This is a genomic window from Streptomyces sp. NPDC005820, from assembly GCF_040630255.1.
Lineage (GTDB): Bacteria > Actinomycetota > Actinomycetes > Streptomycetales > Streptomycetaceae > Streptomyces.
On the sequence record NZ_JBEXXE010000020.1, the window covers coordinates 174,306 to 190,817 of the forward strand.

Genomic DNA, 16,512 nt, shown 5'->3' on the forward strand with positions numbered 1-16,512 from the left:
TACAAGATGCGGCCGCCCGCCTCCGTCACCTCGGCCACCGGCTGACCCTCACTTTCCGTACTCGTCGGGCGCGGTCCGCAATGCTCTGTGCCGGACCAGCGCCTGCCCGGCCGACGTGCTCACCCCTTCCCGGCAGACGAGCACGCCACCACCACCGTCGCCCTGGGGCTCCCCATCCCGGCTAAGGAGAGAACACGGCCATGAAGCCCGCTCGCATCCGCTCCACCGCCGCGGCAGCCACCGCTGTCCTCGCGGTGCTGTCCCTCGCCACCGCGTGCAACCGCGACAGCTCGGCATCGACCGCGGCCGGTGGCAGCAAGTCCGCCATCGGCATCGACCTGCCACGTTCCGACTCCGACTTCTGGAACTCCTACGCCCAGTACCTCAAGAAGGACATCAAGTCCGACGGCGTCAACACCCTGCCGCTGAGCAACTCCCAGAACGACGTCACCAAACTGGTCGCCAACGTACAGGTGTTCCAGAACACCGGGGCCAAGGCCGTCGTCATGGCGCCCCAGGACACCGGTGCCATCGCCTCCACCCTGGACACCCTGTCGGCGGCGAAGATCCCCGTGGTCAGCGTCGACACCCGGCCGGACAAGGGCGACGTCTACATGGTGGTCCGCGCCGACAACCGGGCGTACGGCACCAAGGCCTGCGAGTTCCTCGGCAAGCAGTTGAACGGCGAGGGCAAGGTCGCCGAGCTCCAGGGCGCCCTGGACTCCATCAACGGACGCGACCGCTCCGAGGCGTTCGCCGAGTGCATGAAGACCAAGTTCCCGAAGATCAAGGTCTTCGAGCTGCCGACCGACTGGAAGGGCGACGTGGCCTCCGCCAAGCTCCAGTCGCTGCTGGCCCAGAACCCGGACCTCAACGGCATCTACATGCAGGCCGGCGGCGTCTTCCTCCAGCCCACCCTGGCCCTGCTCCAGCAGAAGGGCCTGCTCAAGCCGGCCGGCCAGAAGGGCCACATCGCGATCATCTCCAACGACGGCATCCCGCAGGAGTTCGACGCCATCCGCAAGGGCCAGATCGACGCCACCGTCTCCCAGCCCGCCGACCTCTACGCCAAGTACGCGCTGTACTACGCCCAGGCCGCGGTGGACGGCAAGACCTTCAAGGCCGGGCCGACGGACCACGACTCCACCATCATCAAGATCCCCAACGGCCTGGAGGACCAGCTGCCCGCCCCGCTGGTGACCAAGGACAACGTGGAGGACAAGAACCTCTGGGGCAACAACATCGGCTGACCGTCGGCCGCCCACGCCCGCGGTGGGCAGGGACCGGCGCACGCCTCCCTCCCCGCCGCGCCCTCCCCGCTCCCCCGCATCCGACGTCAAAGGACGGTATTGACCATGGCGGACACCGCGACCGCCCCGGTGGCCGGCCCCGGGCACCCGGCCCCGGTGGCCGAGGCGACCGGCATCAGCAAACGGTTCGGCGCCACCGTCGCCCTGCGCGACGCACGGATCAGCATCGCCTCGGGTGAGTCGCACGCCCTGGTGGGACGCAACGGCGCCGGCAAATCGACGCTCGTGTCCATCCTCACCGGCCTCCAGCAGCCCGACACCGGATCCCTGCACTTCTCCGGCGAGCCGGCGCCCGCCCCCGGCGACATCGACGCCTGGCGCTCCCGCGTCGCCTGCGTCTACCAGCGCTCCACGATCATCGGTGAACTGACCGTCGCCGAGAACCTCTTCCTCAACCGGCAGAGCGCCGGCGCCGTCCAGCCCATCCGCTGGAAGCAGCTGCGGCTGCGCGCCGAGGAGCTGCTCGGCGAGTACGGCGTGGCCGTCGACCCCGCCGCGCGGGCGAAGGCCCTCACCGTCGAGCAACGGCAGTTCGTGGAGATCGCCCGGGCGCTGTCCTTCGGCGCCCGCTTCATCATCCTCGACGAGCCGACCGCCAAGCTCGACGCCCGCGGCATCGGCCGCCTCTTCGACAAGCTCCGCGACCTACAGGACCAGGGCGTCGCCTTCCTCTTCATCTCCCACCACCTGCAAGAGGTGTACGACCTCTGCAGCACGGTCACGGTCTACCGCGACGCGGCCCACATCCTCACCGCGCCCGTGGCCGACCTCGGTCACCAGGCACTGGTGGAAGCCATGACCGGTGAGTCCGCCTCGGTGGCAACCACCGTGGCCGGTGGGAACCCCATCCTGCGCAAGGACGCCGGTGAGCTGCTGACGGTCGACGGTCTGACCCTGCCCGGGGCCTGCGAGGACCTGTCCCTCTCGGTCCGCGAGGGCGAGGTGGTCGGGCTCGCCGGTGCCGCGGCCAGCGGCAATGTCCAGGTGGGCGAGGCCGTCGCCGGTCTGCACCGCGCCGGTGCCGGCCGGATCTCGGTGCGCGGCAGGAACATACGCACCGGAAGCGTGCCGTCCGCCCTCACCGCAGGAGTCGGCCTGGTCCCCGAGGACCGCCACCTCCAGGGCCTGGTCAACAACCGCAGCGTGGCCGAGAACGCGACGCTCACCGTCACCGACCAACTCGGCCCGTACGGCACGGTGCTGCCCTCCCGGACCAGGGTCTTCGCCCGACGCATGATCCAGGACCTCGACATCAAGACTCCGGGAGCGGCCACCCCGGTCTCCGCCCTCTCCGGCGGCAACCAGCAGAAGGTCGTCATCGCCCGCGCCCTCGCCACCGACCCCGACGTCCTGGTGGCCATCCGGCCCACCAACGGCGTGGACGTCAAGTCCAAGGAGTTCCTGCTCGGCAGGATCCGGCAGGTCGCCGACGGCGGCAAGGCGGCGCTGATCGTCTCCGACGAACTGGACGACCTCAAGGTGTGCGACCGGGTCGTCGTCATGTTCCACGGCCGGGTGGTCGCCGAGTTCGAGCGCGGCTGGAGGGACGAGGCCGTCGTGGCGGCCATCGAAGGGGTCGCCGGCTCCCGCACCGTATCCCCCGCGTCCGGCACCGACGAGCACGGAAGGTAGTCATGTCCGCCACCACAGATCTCCCCGAACCCGCAGCGAGCGCGGCGGAGCCGGCCGCCGCGGACACCGCCCGACGCGGCGGCCGGATCGACCTCGGCCGCTTCCGTGAACTGTCCCTGGTCCCCGCCATCCTCGTGCTGATGGTGATCGGGTTCATCGTCTCGCCGGCCTTCCTCACCGCCGACAACCTCATCGGCGTCGCCCAGCAGTCCACCGAGCTGAGCCTGCTCGTCCTCGCCACGACGTTCATCCTGATCTGCGGGCGGATGGACCTCTCCCTGGAATCCACCATCGGCGTGGCCCCCGTCATCGCCGTCTGGCTGGTCCTGCCCACCAGCGGCGGCCGGTTCAACGGCCTCGGACTGCTCCCCGAGTGGACGGCCGTCCCGCTGTGCCTGCTGGTCGGCGCGGTGATCGGCGCCGTCAACGGCTTCCTCATCCTCAAGCTGCGCCTGAACGGCTTCATCGTCACCCTCGGCGCCCTGACCATGCTGCGCGGCCTTCAGGTCGCCCTCTCCGAGGGCCAGTCCATCGTCGAACTGCCCTCCTCCTTCACCTACCTCGGCAAGGCGTCCTGGCTGGGCGTGCCCGCCGCCATCTGGGTGTGCGCGGTACTCTTCGCGATCGGTGGCAGCGCGCTGGCCTGGCTGCGGCACGGGCGGGCCCTGTACGCGATCGGCGGCAACGCGGAGGCGGCCCGCACCGCCGGCATCCGCGTCGACCGGATCGTGTGGATCGTCCTCATCATCGGCAGCACCCTCGCCGCGTTCGCCGGCATCCTCTACAGCGGCCACTACGGCTCCATCTCCGCGACCCAGGGCAGCGGCTGGATCTTCCAGGTCTTCGCCGCGACCGTCATCGGAGGGGTGAGCCTCAACGGCGGCAAGGGCTCGGTGTTCGGCGCCCTCACCGGTGTCCTCACCCTCCAGCTCGTCGTCAACGTCATGACGCTGGCGGGCGTACCGCCGCTGTGGAACCAGTTCCTCAACGGCGCGATCATCATCGTCGCCCTGATCATCTCCCGCTTCGCCTCCGGCGAGAAGCAGGAGTAACCGCGCCCCACGAACGGCTCCGCCCGCCCATGACTCGGAGCGGGCGGAGCTCGGTTTCCGCACACACCCGGCACGGAAGAGGCACGCTCGTGGCACTGACCGACGAGGCCATCGACAAGATCAAGGCGATGATCGTCTCCGGCGAGCTCGCACCCGGCTCCCGCCTCCCCAAGGAGGAGATCCTCGCCGGACAACTCGGCCTGTCCCGCAGCTCTCTGCGCGAGGCCGTCCGGGCCCTGACCGCCATGCGGATCCTCATCACCCGGCAGGGCGACGGCACCTACGTCTCCAGCCTGGAACCCCACCTGCTGCTCGAATCGCTCTCCTTCGCCGCCGACGTCTCCCAGGGCCGGACCGCCCTGCAACTCCTCCAGGTACGCAGACTCCTCGAACCGCAGGCCACCGGTCTGGCCGCCGCCCTGCTGACCCCGGACGACCTGCGGGAACTGCGCCACCTCCTCGACGAGTGCCGCTCCGCCGCCACCGTCGAGGAGTTCGTCGCCCACGACATCGCCTTCCACCTCCGGATCGCCGACGTCGTCGGCAACCCCGTGCTGTCCATGCTGCTGTGCGTGCTCTCCACCCGCACCCAGCGCGTGCGCATCATCCGCGGCAGCCGGACCCGGCATGCCCTGGACAACGCCCACGACGACCACGAGGAGATCCTCCGCGCCCTGCGGACACGTGACGCTCTGCTGGCCGTCTCCGCGGCAACCGTGCACATCACCGCCGTGGAACAGTGGCTGGCGGCCAGCCTGGACGACGAGGCGCTGCGGGGGATCGACGACTGACCTCCGTGTACGCCGCCCGCCCAGCCGTTCGGCGCCGCACCACGCGGAGACACTTGATTCTTTGAGCCCTCTCGTCCAGCACCGGCTCAGGCTCTCCGCGCCGGCGACCCGCGACCGACCGCCACCCGGTAGCCATCGGCGTATTCCACCAGCAGGAGCCCGCCCGACCTGTCGAAGCTCAGCTCGGTCGGGCGGTCGGTGAGCACCACGGCCTCCTCCATCGGCCACCACCAGCCGACCGCGCGCATGGCAGCGGCGAGCGTGTCCAGCCGTGGTGACGGATCCAGACCGGCGATCGGGAGGGCACAGCTGAAGGCCGCGAGGAAGTAGGCGCCGCCCCAGGGATCGAGCCAGCCACCGAACCTGTTCCGGAACATGACCGCGTCGGGGTCGGGCGGCACACCCCAGGAGTCCCGCACCTCGGCTCGTAGTTGTCGGCGCACGCTGTCCGGCAGGCGGCGCTGGAGATGGCCGCGCAGATGTCCGGCCACCCTCGCACCGAGGGCGTCTGAGAGCTGTTTCTCCAGCGGCCCAAGCCGCTGGAGCAGTTCGCTCCACAGCTCCACGCCGAGGTATTCGTCCGCTTCCACGACCCCGAAGGGATCGTGGAGGGGGCCGCCGAGCCGGGCCTCCAGCCGACTCTGCAACTGTTCCGACAGCGGGCCCCACAGGGGTTCTTTCGGCCTGTCCAGCCCGTAGAACGCGCGGAACATCTGCGATTTCAGTTCGGCCAGGTCGATCGTGCTGTCAGGGTCCGTCGCATCGTGGGGCTCGTCCGGCCGGTCCGGGATCTGCTGGACCAGCCGGCTTTCCACCCGGTCCAGCACGGCGTCCGGCAGCGCACCGACGACGAGCTGTCGTAGCTCGCCGACCGGCACCGCGTGGCGGATCGCATGAGCGGCGAGCGTGCCGCCCAACGGCGAGTCCATCCATACGACGGTCCGCGGTGGGACAAGGCCCGCCTCGGAGTAGGAGGCAGCCACCGCGGCCTCCGCCGCGGGGCGGTCGCAGCGCTCGGTGGACCTGCCCGCGGTCATCCACTCCTCGCTCGTCCTCGTGATCAGAGCGGCATCGGCGTCGGTAAGGGTACCGGTGTAGGCCATGTGTCGGGTCACCCGCGTATGTCGAGGTCGGAACAGACATGTTCATCGTCCCCTGGGCCCGGCGAACGCATACTCGTCGAGGTCGAAGGTGGTGAGGATGAGCACTCTGCTCTGAGGTGGGACACGGATGATCCGTCGGGTCGCCTCGATACCGTCCACTCCCGGCATACGGACGTCCATGCGGCGCATCGGGCTTCCTGCTGAAGAACACACGGCCCAAGGGCCTTCTCACCCGGAGATCGCGGCCACGCTGTACCCCGCGGAGGCAACCGTGAAGTCCCACCTGGGTCGGATCCTTCAAAAGCTCGAACTGCGCGACCGCGCACGGGCCGTGGTCTTCGCCTACGAAAGCCGCCTCATTCACCCCGACTGAAACAGGGATTCGAAGCAGCGGCCCAGCCGCAGGATCGGCTGGTGCCCGCATTCACCAAAGAAACCCGGTCACGAGGACCCGGTGCTCGTACGAGCGTGCGACGGCGTTCCGCGGTCCCCGTCCGGCTCCGGATCGGCCGGTCCGGGCAGCCCGCTGGGACCGGCCAGTGGGGCCGGGCGTCCCGGGGCCGACTCGGTGCTCTCGCCGAGGAAGCCGCCCGACTGGTGCTGCCACAGCTTGGCGTAGGCACCGTTCGCCGCGAGCAGTGCCTCGTGGCTGCCCTGCTCGACGACGCTGCCGCGGTCGAGGACGACGAGACGGTCCATGTCGGCGACGGTGCTCAGGCGGTGGGCGACCACCAGGGCCGTACGTCCCTCCATCAACCGCCACAGGGCGTCCTGGACGAGGATCTCGCTCTCCGAGTCCAGTGCGCTGGTCGCCTCGTCGAGCAGCAGGATCGGGGCGTCGCGCAGGATGGCCCTGGCGAGGGCCACGCGCTGGCGTTGGCCGCCCGAGAGTTTGACTCCCCGCTCCCCCACCAGAGTGGCGAAGCCGTCGGGGAGTTGGTCGGCGAACTCCGTGACATGCGCGGCCACGGCCGCCGCGCGGATCTCCTCGTCGGTGGCGCCGGGCCGGGCGAAGGCGATGTTGTCCCGTAGGCTGCGGTGGAACATGGCGGGTTCCTGCGGGACGTAGGCGATCAGTGAGCGCAGGTCGGTCTGACGGAGCCGGCTGATGTCCTGACCACCGATCAGGATGCGTCCGTCGTCGATGTCCGACATCCGCAGCAGCAGCCGGGTGAGTGTGGTCTTGCCGCCGCCGGACCTGCCGACCAGACCGATCCGTGCGCCTGCGGGCACGTCCAGGTCGAGCCCCTGGAAAATCGGCTTCGCACCCGCGTGGGCGAAGGTCACCGCCTCGAAGCGGATGCCGGTGTCCCGTGGTGCGAGCGGTTCCGGCTCCATCGGGTCGAGCACGATGGGCGGATCCAGCAGCAGCTCCGTGAACTGCGCGGCCTCGGTCATCGAGCTTTCCAGACGCCGGTAGATCTGGTTGAACTCGAACATGATCTGGGTCGCGTTGGAGTAGTAGGTGAAGGCGACGACGACCTCCTCCACTCCCTGGCCCGAGCCACCGAAGGCGATGGCGACCGACAGACCCAGCACGTTGGTCAGCACGGAGAGGGGGGCGATCAGGGTGTCGACGCGCAGATTGCCGTAGTCCCACGACCTCAGCGTCAGGCGCCGGGAGTCCGCGACACGGGTGCGGTGTTCGTCGGCCTCCCGCCGCTCGGCCGCGAACGCTCGGATGGTCTCCATGTTCATGAGGCTGTCGGCGACGTGCCCGGAGACCCGGGCCAGCGCCGCCTCACGGTCGCTGACGAGTCTCTGGCGCCTGCGGACCAGAGGTGTCGCGGCCACCACGGTCAGCGCGATCATCGCGAGAAGGCCGACGACGAGCATCGGTTCGTAGCTCCACAGCACCACGGCACCGAACACCAGAGGGACGAGACTGCCCACGATCCGGTAGGTCACCGTGTCGACGAAGTCCTCGAAGCGCTTGCCGAAGCTCAGCACCCGTTTGGTCAGGGAGCCGGCGAAGTTGTCGTGGAAGAATCCCGCGTCCTTCGCGAGGAGTTCGTCCATGCCGCTCACGTACAGGTGTTCCATGCCGAGGGCGTCCACGCGGTTCAGGCAGTGCTGCCCGACCCGCCACACGGCCTCGGCGAGCAGCAGGGTCACTCCGAAGCCCAGCACGTACGGCAGTGCCGAGGTGAGAGTGAAACCGCTGTCGTCGGCTGCCTGCCCCGCCAGCTTGGCGATCAACAGGGGGGCGACGTAGCGGGTGCCGATGTTGCCCACGGCCGGCAGCAGCAGCGCGGGCAGGGCCAGCCGTCGTAGTCGGATCAGTTCCCGTCCGTAGTGGCGCAGTGCCAGAACGACCGCGCTCCTGCCCGGCCTCGGCGTTTGCATATCTGTGGTCCCCATCACACTCCCAGAGGTTCAGAAGTCGGAATTGTCCCGTCAGGGGAGATCCTCAGTCCAGGCATTTATCGCAGACCGGCGAGAACCGGACACTGCCGTCTTCGGCGTACGGAGCGGACGTATCCGGGGACGGGCTTGCGGCAGCGGGGAGCCCGACGGGCCAGGTCGGGCAGAACGCCGACGCCGACATCTTCACGGGCGACCCGGCCAAGCTCGCCGCCGCCCTCTACGACACCACCCGCCACCCGAACCCGCCCCTGCGCCTCGCACTCGGCGCCGACGGCTACGACGGCTACGACGTCATCCACAGCGCACTCACCGAACGGCTCTCGGCGCTGGAAGCCCAGAAGGACCGTGCGGCATCCGTCGCCTTCACCCACGGACCCGTGCCACCGATCGTGCCGGATGTGCTGCGGAACGCGTGAAGCCGCCGCTGCCGCGGCGCGAGCGCAATCCGGTACGTGCGCACACCGTCAACCCGTGGGAGCATCCGGGCCGGACGGCTCCAGGCACCACGCCATCACAGATGGGCACGGCCCCCGCTCGCCATCGTGCTGACCTGCGGCAAGCGCAACGACGTCACCCCAGATCCGCTCGGGTCACTTGCAGTAGAAGTCGTGGTCCGGCCGCTCGCCCTTCGCGAAGAAGCGCGAGACCGTGGCGTCGCCGCACGCGTTGCCGTTTTCGAGGTAGGCGTCGTGGCCGGTGGAGTTGACGGTCACCATGACGGCACGGTCGCCGAGGGCCGCGCGTAGTTTACGGGCACCGGTGAGCGGGGTCGCCACGTCACGCTCGTTCTGCACGAGGACGATGTTCGACCGCCCCCGGTCGGTGATCCGCACCGGCGCCTGCTCGGGGCGGGGCCAGGCGGCGCAGAGCATCGCGTTCCTCGGCATTCCCGCGGTCAGCGGATACTTCGCCCTGCTGTCGGCAACGCTCTTCTCGTACACGGCGGCCGAGGTAGGCCAGGCGCTGTCGTTGCAGATGGTCGCGGCACCGACCGCGACCGCGTTCTGCATCAGCGACTCGGGCGGGGCGGGCGGCGCGGGCGGTACGGTGCCCTGCCGTGCGGCCCGGATCAGTTGGGCCAATTTCGGGAAGTCGTCGGGGTCGTAGAAGGAGTCCAGCATGCTCTGGCGCAGGGTGGTGCCGTTCAGCACCTCGGGGTTGGCGCCCGGCCAGGGCAGGGGTTGACGGTCGAGCCGCGCGGCGAGGCCGAGGAAGACCGACCGCAGCTTGGCGGGTGTGGGTGCCACCCGGTCGGGGTTGCCCGGCCGGGATGCCCACCTCGCGAACTCGGGGAACACGTCCTCGACGCCCTGTTCGAACCCGGCGAGCCAGGCCCGGGAGATCTGGGTGCGGCCGAGGTCGCCGGTGGGATCCAGGTTGCTGTCCAGGACGATGCGGTCGGTGCGGTCCGCGAACAGCTCGCTGTAGACGGCGCCGATGTACGAGCCGTACGAGACGCCCCATGCGGAGATCCTCCGTTCGCCGAGCGCGGCCCGGATACGGTCGATGTCGCGGGCGTTGTCGGCCGTGCTGATGTGGCGCAGCGGTTCGCCGCCGTTGTGGGTACAGGCGTCCGCCATACGGCGCCCGGCGGTCATGTTCTCGGTGATGGATCCGTCGGCGGCGGGCCAGGGGCGCAGCCTGGAGGTGGCGAGGTCGGCGTGGTCGAGGCCGCAGTCGACCGGTGCGGAGGGGGTGTTGCCGCGCGGCGCGAACCCGATGATGTCGTAGGCCTCCCGCACCTCCTTGGGTAACCGCTGCCCCTTCTCCGACGGTTCGTCGAGGCTGGAGCCGCCCGGCCCGCCGGGGATCAGCAACAGCGCCCCTCGGCGGGCGCCGGGCTTCTCGCTCGGGATCCGGGAGACGGCGATTCCGATCTTCCGGCCGCCGGGGTCGGAGTAGTCCATGGGCACGAACACGGTCGTGCACTCCTGCCGGGCGTCGCGCTGCCCGCTCCCGTCACACTTGCTCCACTGGAGAGGTTCGAGGGATTCGGCGGATGCGCTGACCGGCGCGACCGAGCCGAGGATGACAACGGAAGCGGCCGCCATGGCAGCGCTCCTGGTGATGTGTTTCCTGATCTCCTTCATGCAGACGAGCCTGGCCGATCACGCCCACCCCGCCCATCCGGGGAACAACCTGATTCACATGGGGGGTTGCCCCAGGTCCGCCCTCGGGGTCACCCCTCATTTCCCGTCTCGCGCTACGGAAGGCCCCGGTAGCCGGACCTGGCGGGAGTAGACCGGCCGTGTGTGGGCGGCGGGGGCGGGCTCCTCGTAGCACTCGAGAAGCAACTCGCCGCGGAGGTCGTCGAGCTCGTGGGGCGCCTCCGCCAGCAAGGCGTGGGCCCACGCTTCGAGCGATGCGTTCTTCAGTGCACCGTTCGGGACCTGGCTGAGCGGCTCGCGACCCATCGGACTCCACTCCGACGCACCATCCGCTCGGTACAACAGCCGCCACCAATACGGCTGCCAGTAGGGCTTCTTCAACGAGGACCTGCTCCCGATTCCCGCACCGCTGCGACCAGAGCGTCGAACTGCCCGCGGACTCGGGCGGCGGTGACATGGTCGAAGTAGTCGCGGGAGCTGATGATCTCACCGTCGCGCACCCGAAGGACGAAGATGCCGGGCAGCGCGAAAGGCTCTCCGGTCTCTACGACCGTTCCCTGGTACTCGAACTCGGCGATGATGACCTCGGGGTCGGCCGTCTCATGGATCGTGATGTTGGTCGCCCGACGGTGCAGCCGAGGGCCGGCGCCGGTCGGTCTGAAATGTTCCCGCAGTTCGTCGCGGGTCCGGAGCGCGGCAGCACGAAGAGGGTCGAAGGGGTGCACGACATGGGTCTGCTCCGCGTACAGATCGGGCAGTTCCTTCCAGCGGCCCTCTGCGACGCCGTTCACGAGCGCGAGGAAAACCTCTCGTGGGCTGAGGACTTGGGCCATGGCACTCTCCTGTCGTCTGCGCCGATTTGCTGTGGCGTCGAAGTACTATCCGAAGTGCGGACTCCGATTATACGGAGTCGTGACTTCGGACGACGGCATACGAGCGAAGGCGCCATGAGTACCCCGAGCAACGGAGAGACGGGCGGCAGACGGCCGCAACGCGCTGACGCGCGAAGCAACCGCGAGCGGATCCTGAAGGTCGCCGAAGAGGTCTTCGGCAAGGGCGGCCGGTCGGCGTCCACCGAGGAGGTGGCCCGCTTGGCCGACGTCGGCATCGCCACGGTCTTCCGTCACTTCCCCACCAAAGGGGCGCTGCTGGAAGCCGTTCTCGTGCAGCGGTTCGATCGCCTGCGCGCGCAGGCCGAAGCGCTGCTGCACGACACGGACCCGGGCGAAGCGTTCTTCGGCTTCTTCAGCCATCTCGTCGCCGACGCGACGGGCAAGATCGCCATCACGGAGGCCCTGCTCGAGGCCGGTGGTGACAGCGGCGGCGACGCCGCCCAGGCATCGGACGGGCTGCGTCGAGCCGTCGGTGGCCTGCTGCAGCGTGCCCAACGCGCCGGCGCCGTTCGAGATGACGTCCAACTGCCCGAGGTGTACGCCTTGCTCGTTGCGACATCACGGGCCTCTGCGCACGCCCAGTTCGAGGAGGGTGTACGAGACCGGATGCTCACCATCGTCTTCGACGGCCTCGCACCACTCGGATACTAGGGGCCGCCGTCCGCGACGGCTTCCTTCCTACAGGTCGAGGACGGCACGGAGCGCGTTGTCGACGAGTTCCTGCTGTTCGGGGCCGATGCTGCCGTGCAGCGTGCCGGTCTCGAAGCGCAGGGCGGAGAGCTGGAGGAGGTTGACGGCGACGAGGGAGGCGTCGACCGGAGTGGTCAGATGCACGCTCATCGCCGTGTCGGGGTGCTGCGCCGGCGCGTGGAGCACCAGGACGACAACAGCGCCGTAGGCCTCGGCGAGCCCGTCGAGGCTGACCACGAGAACGGTGCGCGTGCCCTTCCCCGTGTCGACATCCCAGACCTCGCCCTTGCGGATCGTCACAGGGCGTCGCCCTCGCCGGCGAGGTCGAGGGGCGCGATCGAGGCGAGCTTGCGTGCGGCGTCGAGCGTCATCTGGCGACGCACCGCGCGCAGGATGTAGTCGTTCAGCGACGGCGCGCCTGCTGCGGCATCGCGCAGCGGCTTGTCCATGGCGTCGGGGATCCGCAAGGTGATGGCAGTCATGCCACCAAATCTAGTGGCACAGGTGCCGTCATGGAAGCCAATTCCCGATAGACGAGTGCCCGCACGCCAGGGGGCGAGCTGCTCACACGCATGTCGGCGGCGTGCTGCCGCTGGGGTGCCCCCGGCGGTCGGCGAGGATGGCGCACCCCGGAATCCCTCCCTCGAGGGCGGCGAGCCGCAGCACCGTCCCGCGCTTCACGTCAGTGCGCCCCACCCCGCGGCACCCCTGGCCGCAGTCGAGGCCTGCCCGCCAGGGTGGTCCACAGGTACGGGGCCACGTCGTCCTCCGACAGCTGGGCGATCATGTAGCGGACGCAGCGTTCGATCTTCACCCGCCACAGTCGGGCCGCCTCGTTGCCGTCCGCCTTGCGCAGCGCGTCGTGCACGGCGGCGTCCTCGGTGGCGATGGTGTCGCAGGCCTGGCTGTAGTTCATGTCGAGGACCGTGACGAACATCCGCAGCCGGGCCGTGAGGCGCTCGAAGGTATGGGCGGCCTGAGGGAGATCGGCGATGCGGGCGAGGGCGTCCTGGTAGCGCAGGTCGACTTCTCGAATGCGGAGATGGTCGTTGTCGCGGGCGGCGGCGTGGACCTCCGCCAGGGCGGCCGAGGCCGGGGCGAGGTTGTCGCGGCCGAGCATGGCGATGCGGCGCATCAGAAGAGCGCCGAGGCTGGCGCGCAGGGCGTAGAGGTCGAGGACGTCCTTGGCGGTGACATCGGGGATCGCGGTCGCACCGCCGGGGAGCTGATCGAGCATGCCCTCCTCCGCCAGCGCCCGCAGACCCGCGCGGACGATCCGCCGGGACAGGCCGAGGTCGTGGGCGAGGGGGGCCTCCCGTACACGGTCGCCCGGCCGGTAGCCGTCGGTGAGGAGGGCTTCGCGCAGCAGGCCGACGACCGGGTCGGAGGTGATGGGGGCGCCGGGCGCGGTGTCGAGGGTGGTGATCTGCGCCGCTTCCGGCAGGTCGGGGTGGTCGAGTGTGCGCGCGTCCGGGGTGTTCGAGTCGTTGCCGGGGCCGCAGATGGCGGGGATGACGTACGCCGGGCGTGGCGGGGCGACGCGGGTGAAGGGGGCCGCGGACGGCGTCCAGGTGGTCGACCAGGTCAGCAGGGCGTCACGGAGGCGGGGCGTACGGGACGCCGGTTCGCGCAGGAGCCGGTCCTCGGCGGCGAGGAAGCGGTGGGCCTCCTCGGTCCACGCCTCGGGGTCGGGCGCATGGTGCCAGCGCCCGGAGGTGTCCGGCCGGTCGGGGGCGCCCGACGCGCCGTATGCCAGCAGGTGCACACTCATCCCCGACCCCGCGGCCGAACTCACCTGTTCCACGAACGCGTGCAGCCCGGGTACGTCCTCCCTGCGCCGCTCGCCCCGCAGAGCTGCGAAGGCCGAGACCACTGCCAGCACGTGCGCCGCGTCGCCGTCCTGCCCGAACAGCCGACCGGCGACGGTCGCCCCGGAGCCGCGCAGGGACCCGGGCCGCCCTGCCCGGGCCGTCACGGCCAGCACGCACACCGGTGGGGCGATGAACAGCCCGACCGCCTCCTCTGCGCGGTCCGGCAGGGACCATGCCCGGCGCGGGCCGACCTGGACGCGCGCCCCCGGCTGGGCGCGGTAGGTCCGCCAGATCCGGCTCACCGTGCTCTGGCTCAGACCGGTCTCGGCCGCCATGGAACGCGTCGACCAGCCCCGCGTGGCACCGGGCGGTGGCGGGGTGAGGGTGCGGACGAGGACGTGTGCCACCGTGTCGTCGTCGGCTGCCGGCGGCCGTCCGGGACGGGGCTGCTCGTCCAGGCCGGCCAGCCGTTCGGCGAGGAAGCGGGTGCGCCACTTGCCGACCATGTCGCGGGAGATGCCGAGGCGTTCGGCCACGGCGGTGTTGGTGGGCTCGTCCTCACAGGCCAGCACGATCCGCGCGCGCAGCGCCCGGGCCTGTGAGCAGGTGCGGCTGCGGGTCCACAGCAGGAGTGCGGCCCGTTCGTCCTCGGTGAGGACCACGACGTTGCGGGGACGGCCGACCATGCGGGAACCGTAGCCGAATTTCTGACTCACGGACACCCCTGTGGCCCCCGCCGCACCGGAGGCATTGTTGGGCCGCCGCGGCCTTCACATACTTCGAGGCAACCCGGTGGTCATGCCGCCGGCGTCCCCCAGAAACCGAGCATTCGCCTCGCCCCTCACAAACCCGACCTGGACCGGGCCTGCCCTGACGTGGGTGGGTCCGGGAGCCGCTCCCGGAGGCTGTGATGACCGAAATCGCAGGAAACCGAGTGGATGACGCGCCCCTGTCGCGCTTCCACAAGAAACTGGCGCTGTACTCCTCCGGGGGCCCGTTCCTCGACGGTTACGTCCTGAGCATCATCGGCGTGGCCATGGTGCAGATCACCCCGCGACTGGACCTGTCCGACTCCGCCCAGGGTCTCATCGGCGCGTCCGCGCTCATCGGCATCTTCCTCGGCGCGTTCGCGGGCGGCTGGCTCACCGACCGCTTCGGCAGGCAGGTCCTCTACACCATCGACCTGGTCGCCATCATCGTCTGCTCCCTCGCGCAGTTCTGGGCCACCGACCCGGTGTGGCTGTTCGTGTTGCGGCTGCTGATCGGCACGGCGGTCGGCGCGGACTACCCCATCGCCACCTCGCTGCTGGCCGAGTTCACCCCGCGCCGCTACCGGGGACCGCTGCTGGGCGGCCTGGTCGTCATGTGGTTCGTGGGCGCCGCGGTGGCGTACATCGTCGGTGAGGCGCTTCTCCACGCCGGTGACGACGGCTGGCGGTGGATGCTCGCGAGCGCCGCGCTGCCCGCCACGGTCATCGTGCTGCTGCGCCTCGGCACGCCCGAGTCCCCGCGCTGGCTGGCGAACAAGGGCCGGGTCGAGGAGGCGGAGGCCGTTCTCAAGCAGGTCTACGGTCCCGACGCGACGATCGACGACCTGTCGGAGGAGGAAGAGCGCGAGAACGTCGACCTCAAGGCGATCCTGCGGTCCGGCTACGGCGGTCGGATGCTCTACATCTCCGTCTTCTGGACGTGTTCCATCGTGCCGCTGTTCGCCGTCTACGCCTTCGGCCCGGCCATCCTCGGCGCGCTCCACCTCGAAGGTTCCCTGGCCAATGTGGGATCCGCGCTGATCACCGTCATGTTCCTGGTCGGCTGTGTCATCGCGTTGTTCTGCGTCAACCGCATGGGCCGCCGTCCGCTGGTCATCCACAGCTTCGTCTGGTCGGGCCTGGCCCTGCTGCTGCTCGGCATCTTCCCCGACGCCCCCGCCGCCGTGATCATGGTTCTCTTCGCTGCCTACGCGGTCATCATCGGCGGCACTCAGATCCTGCAGTGGGTCTACCCGAACGAGCTGTTCCCGACCGAGGTGCGCGGTTCCGCGGTCGGCCTGGCCTCGTCCGCCAGCCGGATCGGCGCCGCCGTCGGCACCTACCTCGTGCCCATGGCCCTGACCGGCTGGGGCATCGGCGGCACCATGATCGCGGCGGCCGTCATCAACGTCGTCGGCGCCGTGGTCTCCGTCGTCTGGGCGCCCGAGACCCGCGGTATGGCCCTGCACGAGGCCGCCGCGCTGTCCTCCCCGTCAGAGCCCGTCGGCCGTCCCGCCGTCGTCTGACCCTCACCGGCAGGACGGGCCCCACCTTTCCGGGGCCCGGCCCGCCCTCGGCTGCCGTACCGAACGCGCGCACAAGGCGTCGTGACGGCTCTACGGGCAGCCGGGATCTTCCCCATTGAAATGTGCAGGAGGTTCTCCATGAAGGACGTCGTCATCGTCGGTGGTGGCATAGCGGGTCTCGCCGCCGGCTGGCGGTTGCGGCACTGGGACACGCTCCTGCTGGAGTCGGAGGGCCGGGTCGGCGGACGCATCCGCTCGGAACGCCGCGGACCGTACTGGCTGAACTGGGGCGGACACGTCTACGCCGGCGGCAACTCCGCGACCGCGTGGCTGCTCGACAACACCGGCGTCGACTCGGTGCCGGTGCCCGGTTCGCTGGCCGGGTTGTCGATGAACGGCAAGCTGCTGCTCAAGGGCCGGGTGGAGACGTACCCCTTCCGGATCCCGATGCCGATGGCGGCGAGGGTCGGCATGGTCAGG

Annotated in this window: 15 protein-coding genes and 2 pseudogenes; 9 read left to right on the top strand and 8 right to left on the bottom strand. The window is 70.0% G+C overall.

Going from position 1 to position 16,512, the window contains the following annotated elements:
• Nucleotides 1-200 precede the first annotated feature (200 nt).
• From ABZ464_RS25265 to ABZ464_RS25280, 4 genes are all read left to right on the top strand, one after another.
• Nucleotides 201-1,250, top strand: coding sequence for a sugar ABC transporter substrate-binding protein (locus ABZ464_RS25265; RefSeq protein ID WP_359280005.1), 1,050 nt, complete (start codon nt 201-203; stop codon nt 1,248-1,250).
• 105 nt (nt 1,251-1,355) lie between these two features.
• Nucleotides 1,356-2,942 (top strand): sugar ABC transporter ATP-binding protein, encoded by a 1,587-nt coding sequence (locus ABZ464_RS25270; RefSeq protein ID WP_359280007.1) that lies wholly within the window; start codon nt 1,356-1,358, stop codon nt 2,940-2,942.
• Nucleotides 2,943-2,944: 2 nt separating this feature from the next.
• Complete coding sequence (locus ABZ464_RS25275) at nt 2,945-3,994, top strand: ABC transporter permease (RefSeq protein WP_359280009.1); 1,050 nt, start codon at nt 2,945-2,947, stop codon at nt 3,992-3,994.
• Between the two features lie 89 nt (nt 3,995-4,083).
• Complete coding sequence (locus tag ABZ464_RS25280; protein ID WP_359280011.1) at nt 4,084-4,785, top strand: FCD domain-containing protein; 702 nt, start codon at nt 4,084-4,086, stop codon at nt 4,783-4,785.
• Nucleotides 4,786-4,871: 86 nt separating this feature from the next.
• Here the strand turns inward: ABZ464_RS25280 and ABZ464_RS25285 are convergent, their stop codons facing one another.
• Both ABZ464_RS25285 and ABZ464_RS25290 read right to left on the bottom strand, forming a co-directional pair.
• On the bottom strand, nt 4,872-5,888 hold the full coding sequence (locus ABZ464_RS25285) for a DUF6745 domain-containing protein (RefSeq protein WP_359280012.1): 1,017 nt from the start codon (nt 5,886-5,888) through the stop codon (nt 4,872-4,874).
• 51 nt (nt 5,889-5,939) lie between these two features.
• Nucleotides 5,940-6,068 (bottom strand): annotated as a pseudogene (locus ABZ464_RS25290) (response regulator); the annotation flags it as partial.
• A 34-nt stretch (nt 6,069-6,102) separates the two neighbouring features.
• Between ABZ464_RS25290 and ABZ464_RS25295 the strand changes: the two are divergent.
• A pseudogene (locus tag ABZ464_RS25295) lies at nt 6,103-6,261 on the top strand (LuxR C-terminal-related transcriptional regulator); the annotation flags it as partial.
• A 68-nt stretch (nt 6,262-6,329) separates the two neighbouring features.
• Here ABZ464_RS25295 and ABZ464_RS25300 read toward each other — a convergent pair.
• On the bottom strand, nt 6,330-8,249 hold the full coding sequence (locus ABZ464_RS25300; RefSeq protein WP_359280014.1) for an ABC transporter ATP-binding protein: 1,920 nt from the start codon (nt 8,247-8,249) through the stop codon (nt 6,330-6,332).
• Between ABZ464_RS25300 and ABZ464_RS25305 the strand changes: the two genes are divergently transcribed.
• A complete protein-coding gene (locus tag ABZ464_RS25305) occupies nt 8,192-8,671 on the top strand; it encodes a hypothetical protein (RefSeq protein WP_359280038.1) in 480 nt (159 codons plus the stop codon). The two genes, ABZ464_RS25300 and ABZ464_RS25305, sit on opposite strands and share 58 nt — an antisense overlap.
• Before the next feature lie 174 nt (nt 8,672-8,845).
• Here ABZ464_RS25305 and ABZ464_RS25310 read toward each other — a convergent pair whose 3' ends face one another.
• Both ABZ464_RS25310 and ABZ464_RS25315 read right to left on the bottom strand, forming a co-directional pair.
• On the bottom strand, nt 8,846-10,306 hold the full coding sequence (locus tag ABZ464_RS25310; RefSeq protein ID WP_359280016.1) for an alpha/beta hydrolase: 1,461 nt from the start codon (nt 10,304-10,306) through the stop codon (nt 8,846-8,848).
• 434 nt (nt 10,307-10,740) lie between these two features.
• The gene (locus ABZ464_RS25315) at nt 10,741-11,154 is read right to left on the bottom strand and encodes a nuclear transport factor 2 family protein (protein ID WP_359280017.1); all 414 of its coding nucleotides are present in this window, start codon (nt 11,152-11,154) and stop codon (nt 10,741-10,743) included.
• A 156-nt stretch (nt 11,155-11,310) separates the two neighbouring features.
• Here ABZ464_RS25315 and ABZ464_RS25320 point away from each other — a divergent pair, with 156 nt between their 5' ends.
• Nucleotides 11,311-11,907 (top strand): TetR/AcrR family transcriptional regulator, encoded by a 597-nt coding sequence (locus ABZ464_RS25320; RefSeq protein WP_359280019.1) that lies wholly within the window; start codon nt 11,311-11,313, stop codon nt 11,905-11,907.
• A 27-nt stretch (nt 11,908-11,934) separates the two neighbouring features.
• On the opposite strand, the gene ABZ464_RS25325 is transcribed toward ABZ464_RS25320, so the two are convergent.
• From ABZ464_RS25325 to ABZ464_RS25335, 3 genes are all read right to left on the bottom strand, one after another.
• A complete protein-coding gene (locus ABZ464_RS25325; protein WP_359280021.1) occupies nt 11,935-12,246 on the bottom strand; it encodes a hypothetical protein in 312 nt (103 codons plus the stop codon).
• Nucleotides 12,243-12,428, bottom strand: a complete 186-nt coding sequence (locus ABZ464_RS25330; protein ID WP_133916130.1) for a hypothetical protein — start codon at nt 12,426-12,428, stop codon at nt 12,243-12,245. The genes ABZ464_RS25325 and ABZ464_RS25330 overlap by 4 nt, the downstream gene beginning before the upstream one ends.
• A gap of 200 nt (nt 12,429-12,628) precedes the next feature.
• Nucleotides 12,629-14,443 (bottom strand): helix-turn-helix domain-containing protein, encoded by a 1,815-nt coding sequence (locus tag ABZ464_RS25335; protein WP_359280023.1) that lies wholly within the window; start codon nt 14,441-14,443, stop codon nt 12,629-12,631.
• Nucleotides 14,444-14,691: 248 nt separating this feature from the next.
• Between ABZ464_RS25335 and ABZ464_RS25340 the strand changes: the two genes are divergently transcribed.
• Both ABZ464_RS25340 and ABZ464_RS25345 read left to right on the top strand, forming a co-directional pair.
• Entirely contained in the window at nt 14,692-16,032 is a 1,341-nt protein-coding gene (locus ABZ464_RS25340; protein WP_359280024.1) for an MFS transporter, read from the top strand.
• 138 nt (nt 16,033-16,170) lie between these two features.
• A partial coding sequence (locus ABZ464_RS25345; RefSeq protein ID WP_359280026.1) for an NAD(P)-binding protein occupies nt 16,171-16,512 on the top strand: 342 nt, incomplete at its 3' end.

Excerpts from the sequence above, each read along its gene's own strand:
- ABZ464_RS25270 (WP_359280007.1), top strand. The coding sequence starts at position 1,356 with ATGGCGGACACCGCGACCGCCCCGGTGGCCGGCCCCGGGCACCCGGCC.
- ABZ464_RS25310 (WP_359280016.1), bottom strand. The coding sequence starts at position 10,306 with ATGGCGGCCGCTTCCGTTGTCATCCTCGGCTCGGTCGCGCCGGTCAGC.
- ABZ464_RS25265 (WP_359280005.1), top strand. The coding sequence starts at position 201 with ATGAAGCCCGCTCGCATCCGCTCCACCGCCGCGGCAGCCACCGCTGTC.
- ABZ464_RS25275 (WP_359280009.1), top strand. The coding sequence starts at position 2,945 with ATGTCCGCCACCACAGATCTCCCCGAACCCGCAGCGAGCGCGGCGGAG.
- ABZ464_RS25335 (WP_359280023.1), bottom strand. The coding sequence starts at position 14,443 with ATGGTCGGCCGTCCCCGCAACGTCGTGGTCCTCACCGAGGACGAACGG.
- ABZ464_RS25330 (WP_133916130.1), bottom strand. The coding sequence starts at position 12,428 with ATGACTGCCATCACCTTGCGGATCCCCGACGCCATGGACAAGCCGCTG.
- ABZ464_RS25285 (WP_359280012.1), bottom strand. The coding sequence starts at position 5,888 with ATGGCCTACACCGGTACCCTTACCGACGCCGATGCCGCTCTGATCACG.
- ABZ464_RS25300 (WP_359280014.1), bottom strand. The coding sequence starts at position 8,249 with ATGGGGACCACAGATATGCAAACGCCGAGGCCGGGCAGGAGCGCGGTC.
- ABZ464_RS25320 (WP_359280019.1), top strand. The coding sequence starts at position 11,311 with ATGAGTACCCCGAGCAACGGAGAGACGGGCGGCAGACGGCCGCAACGC.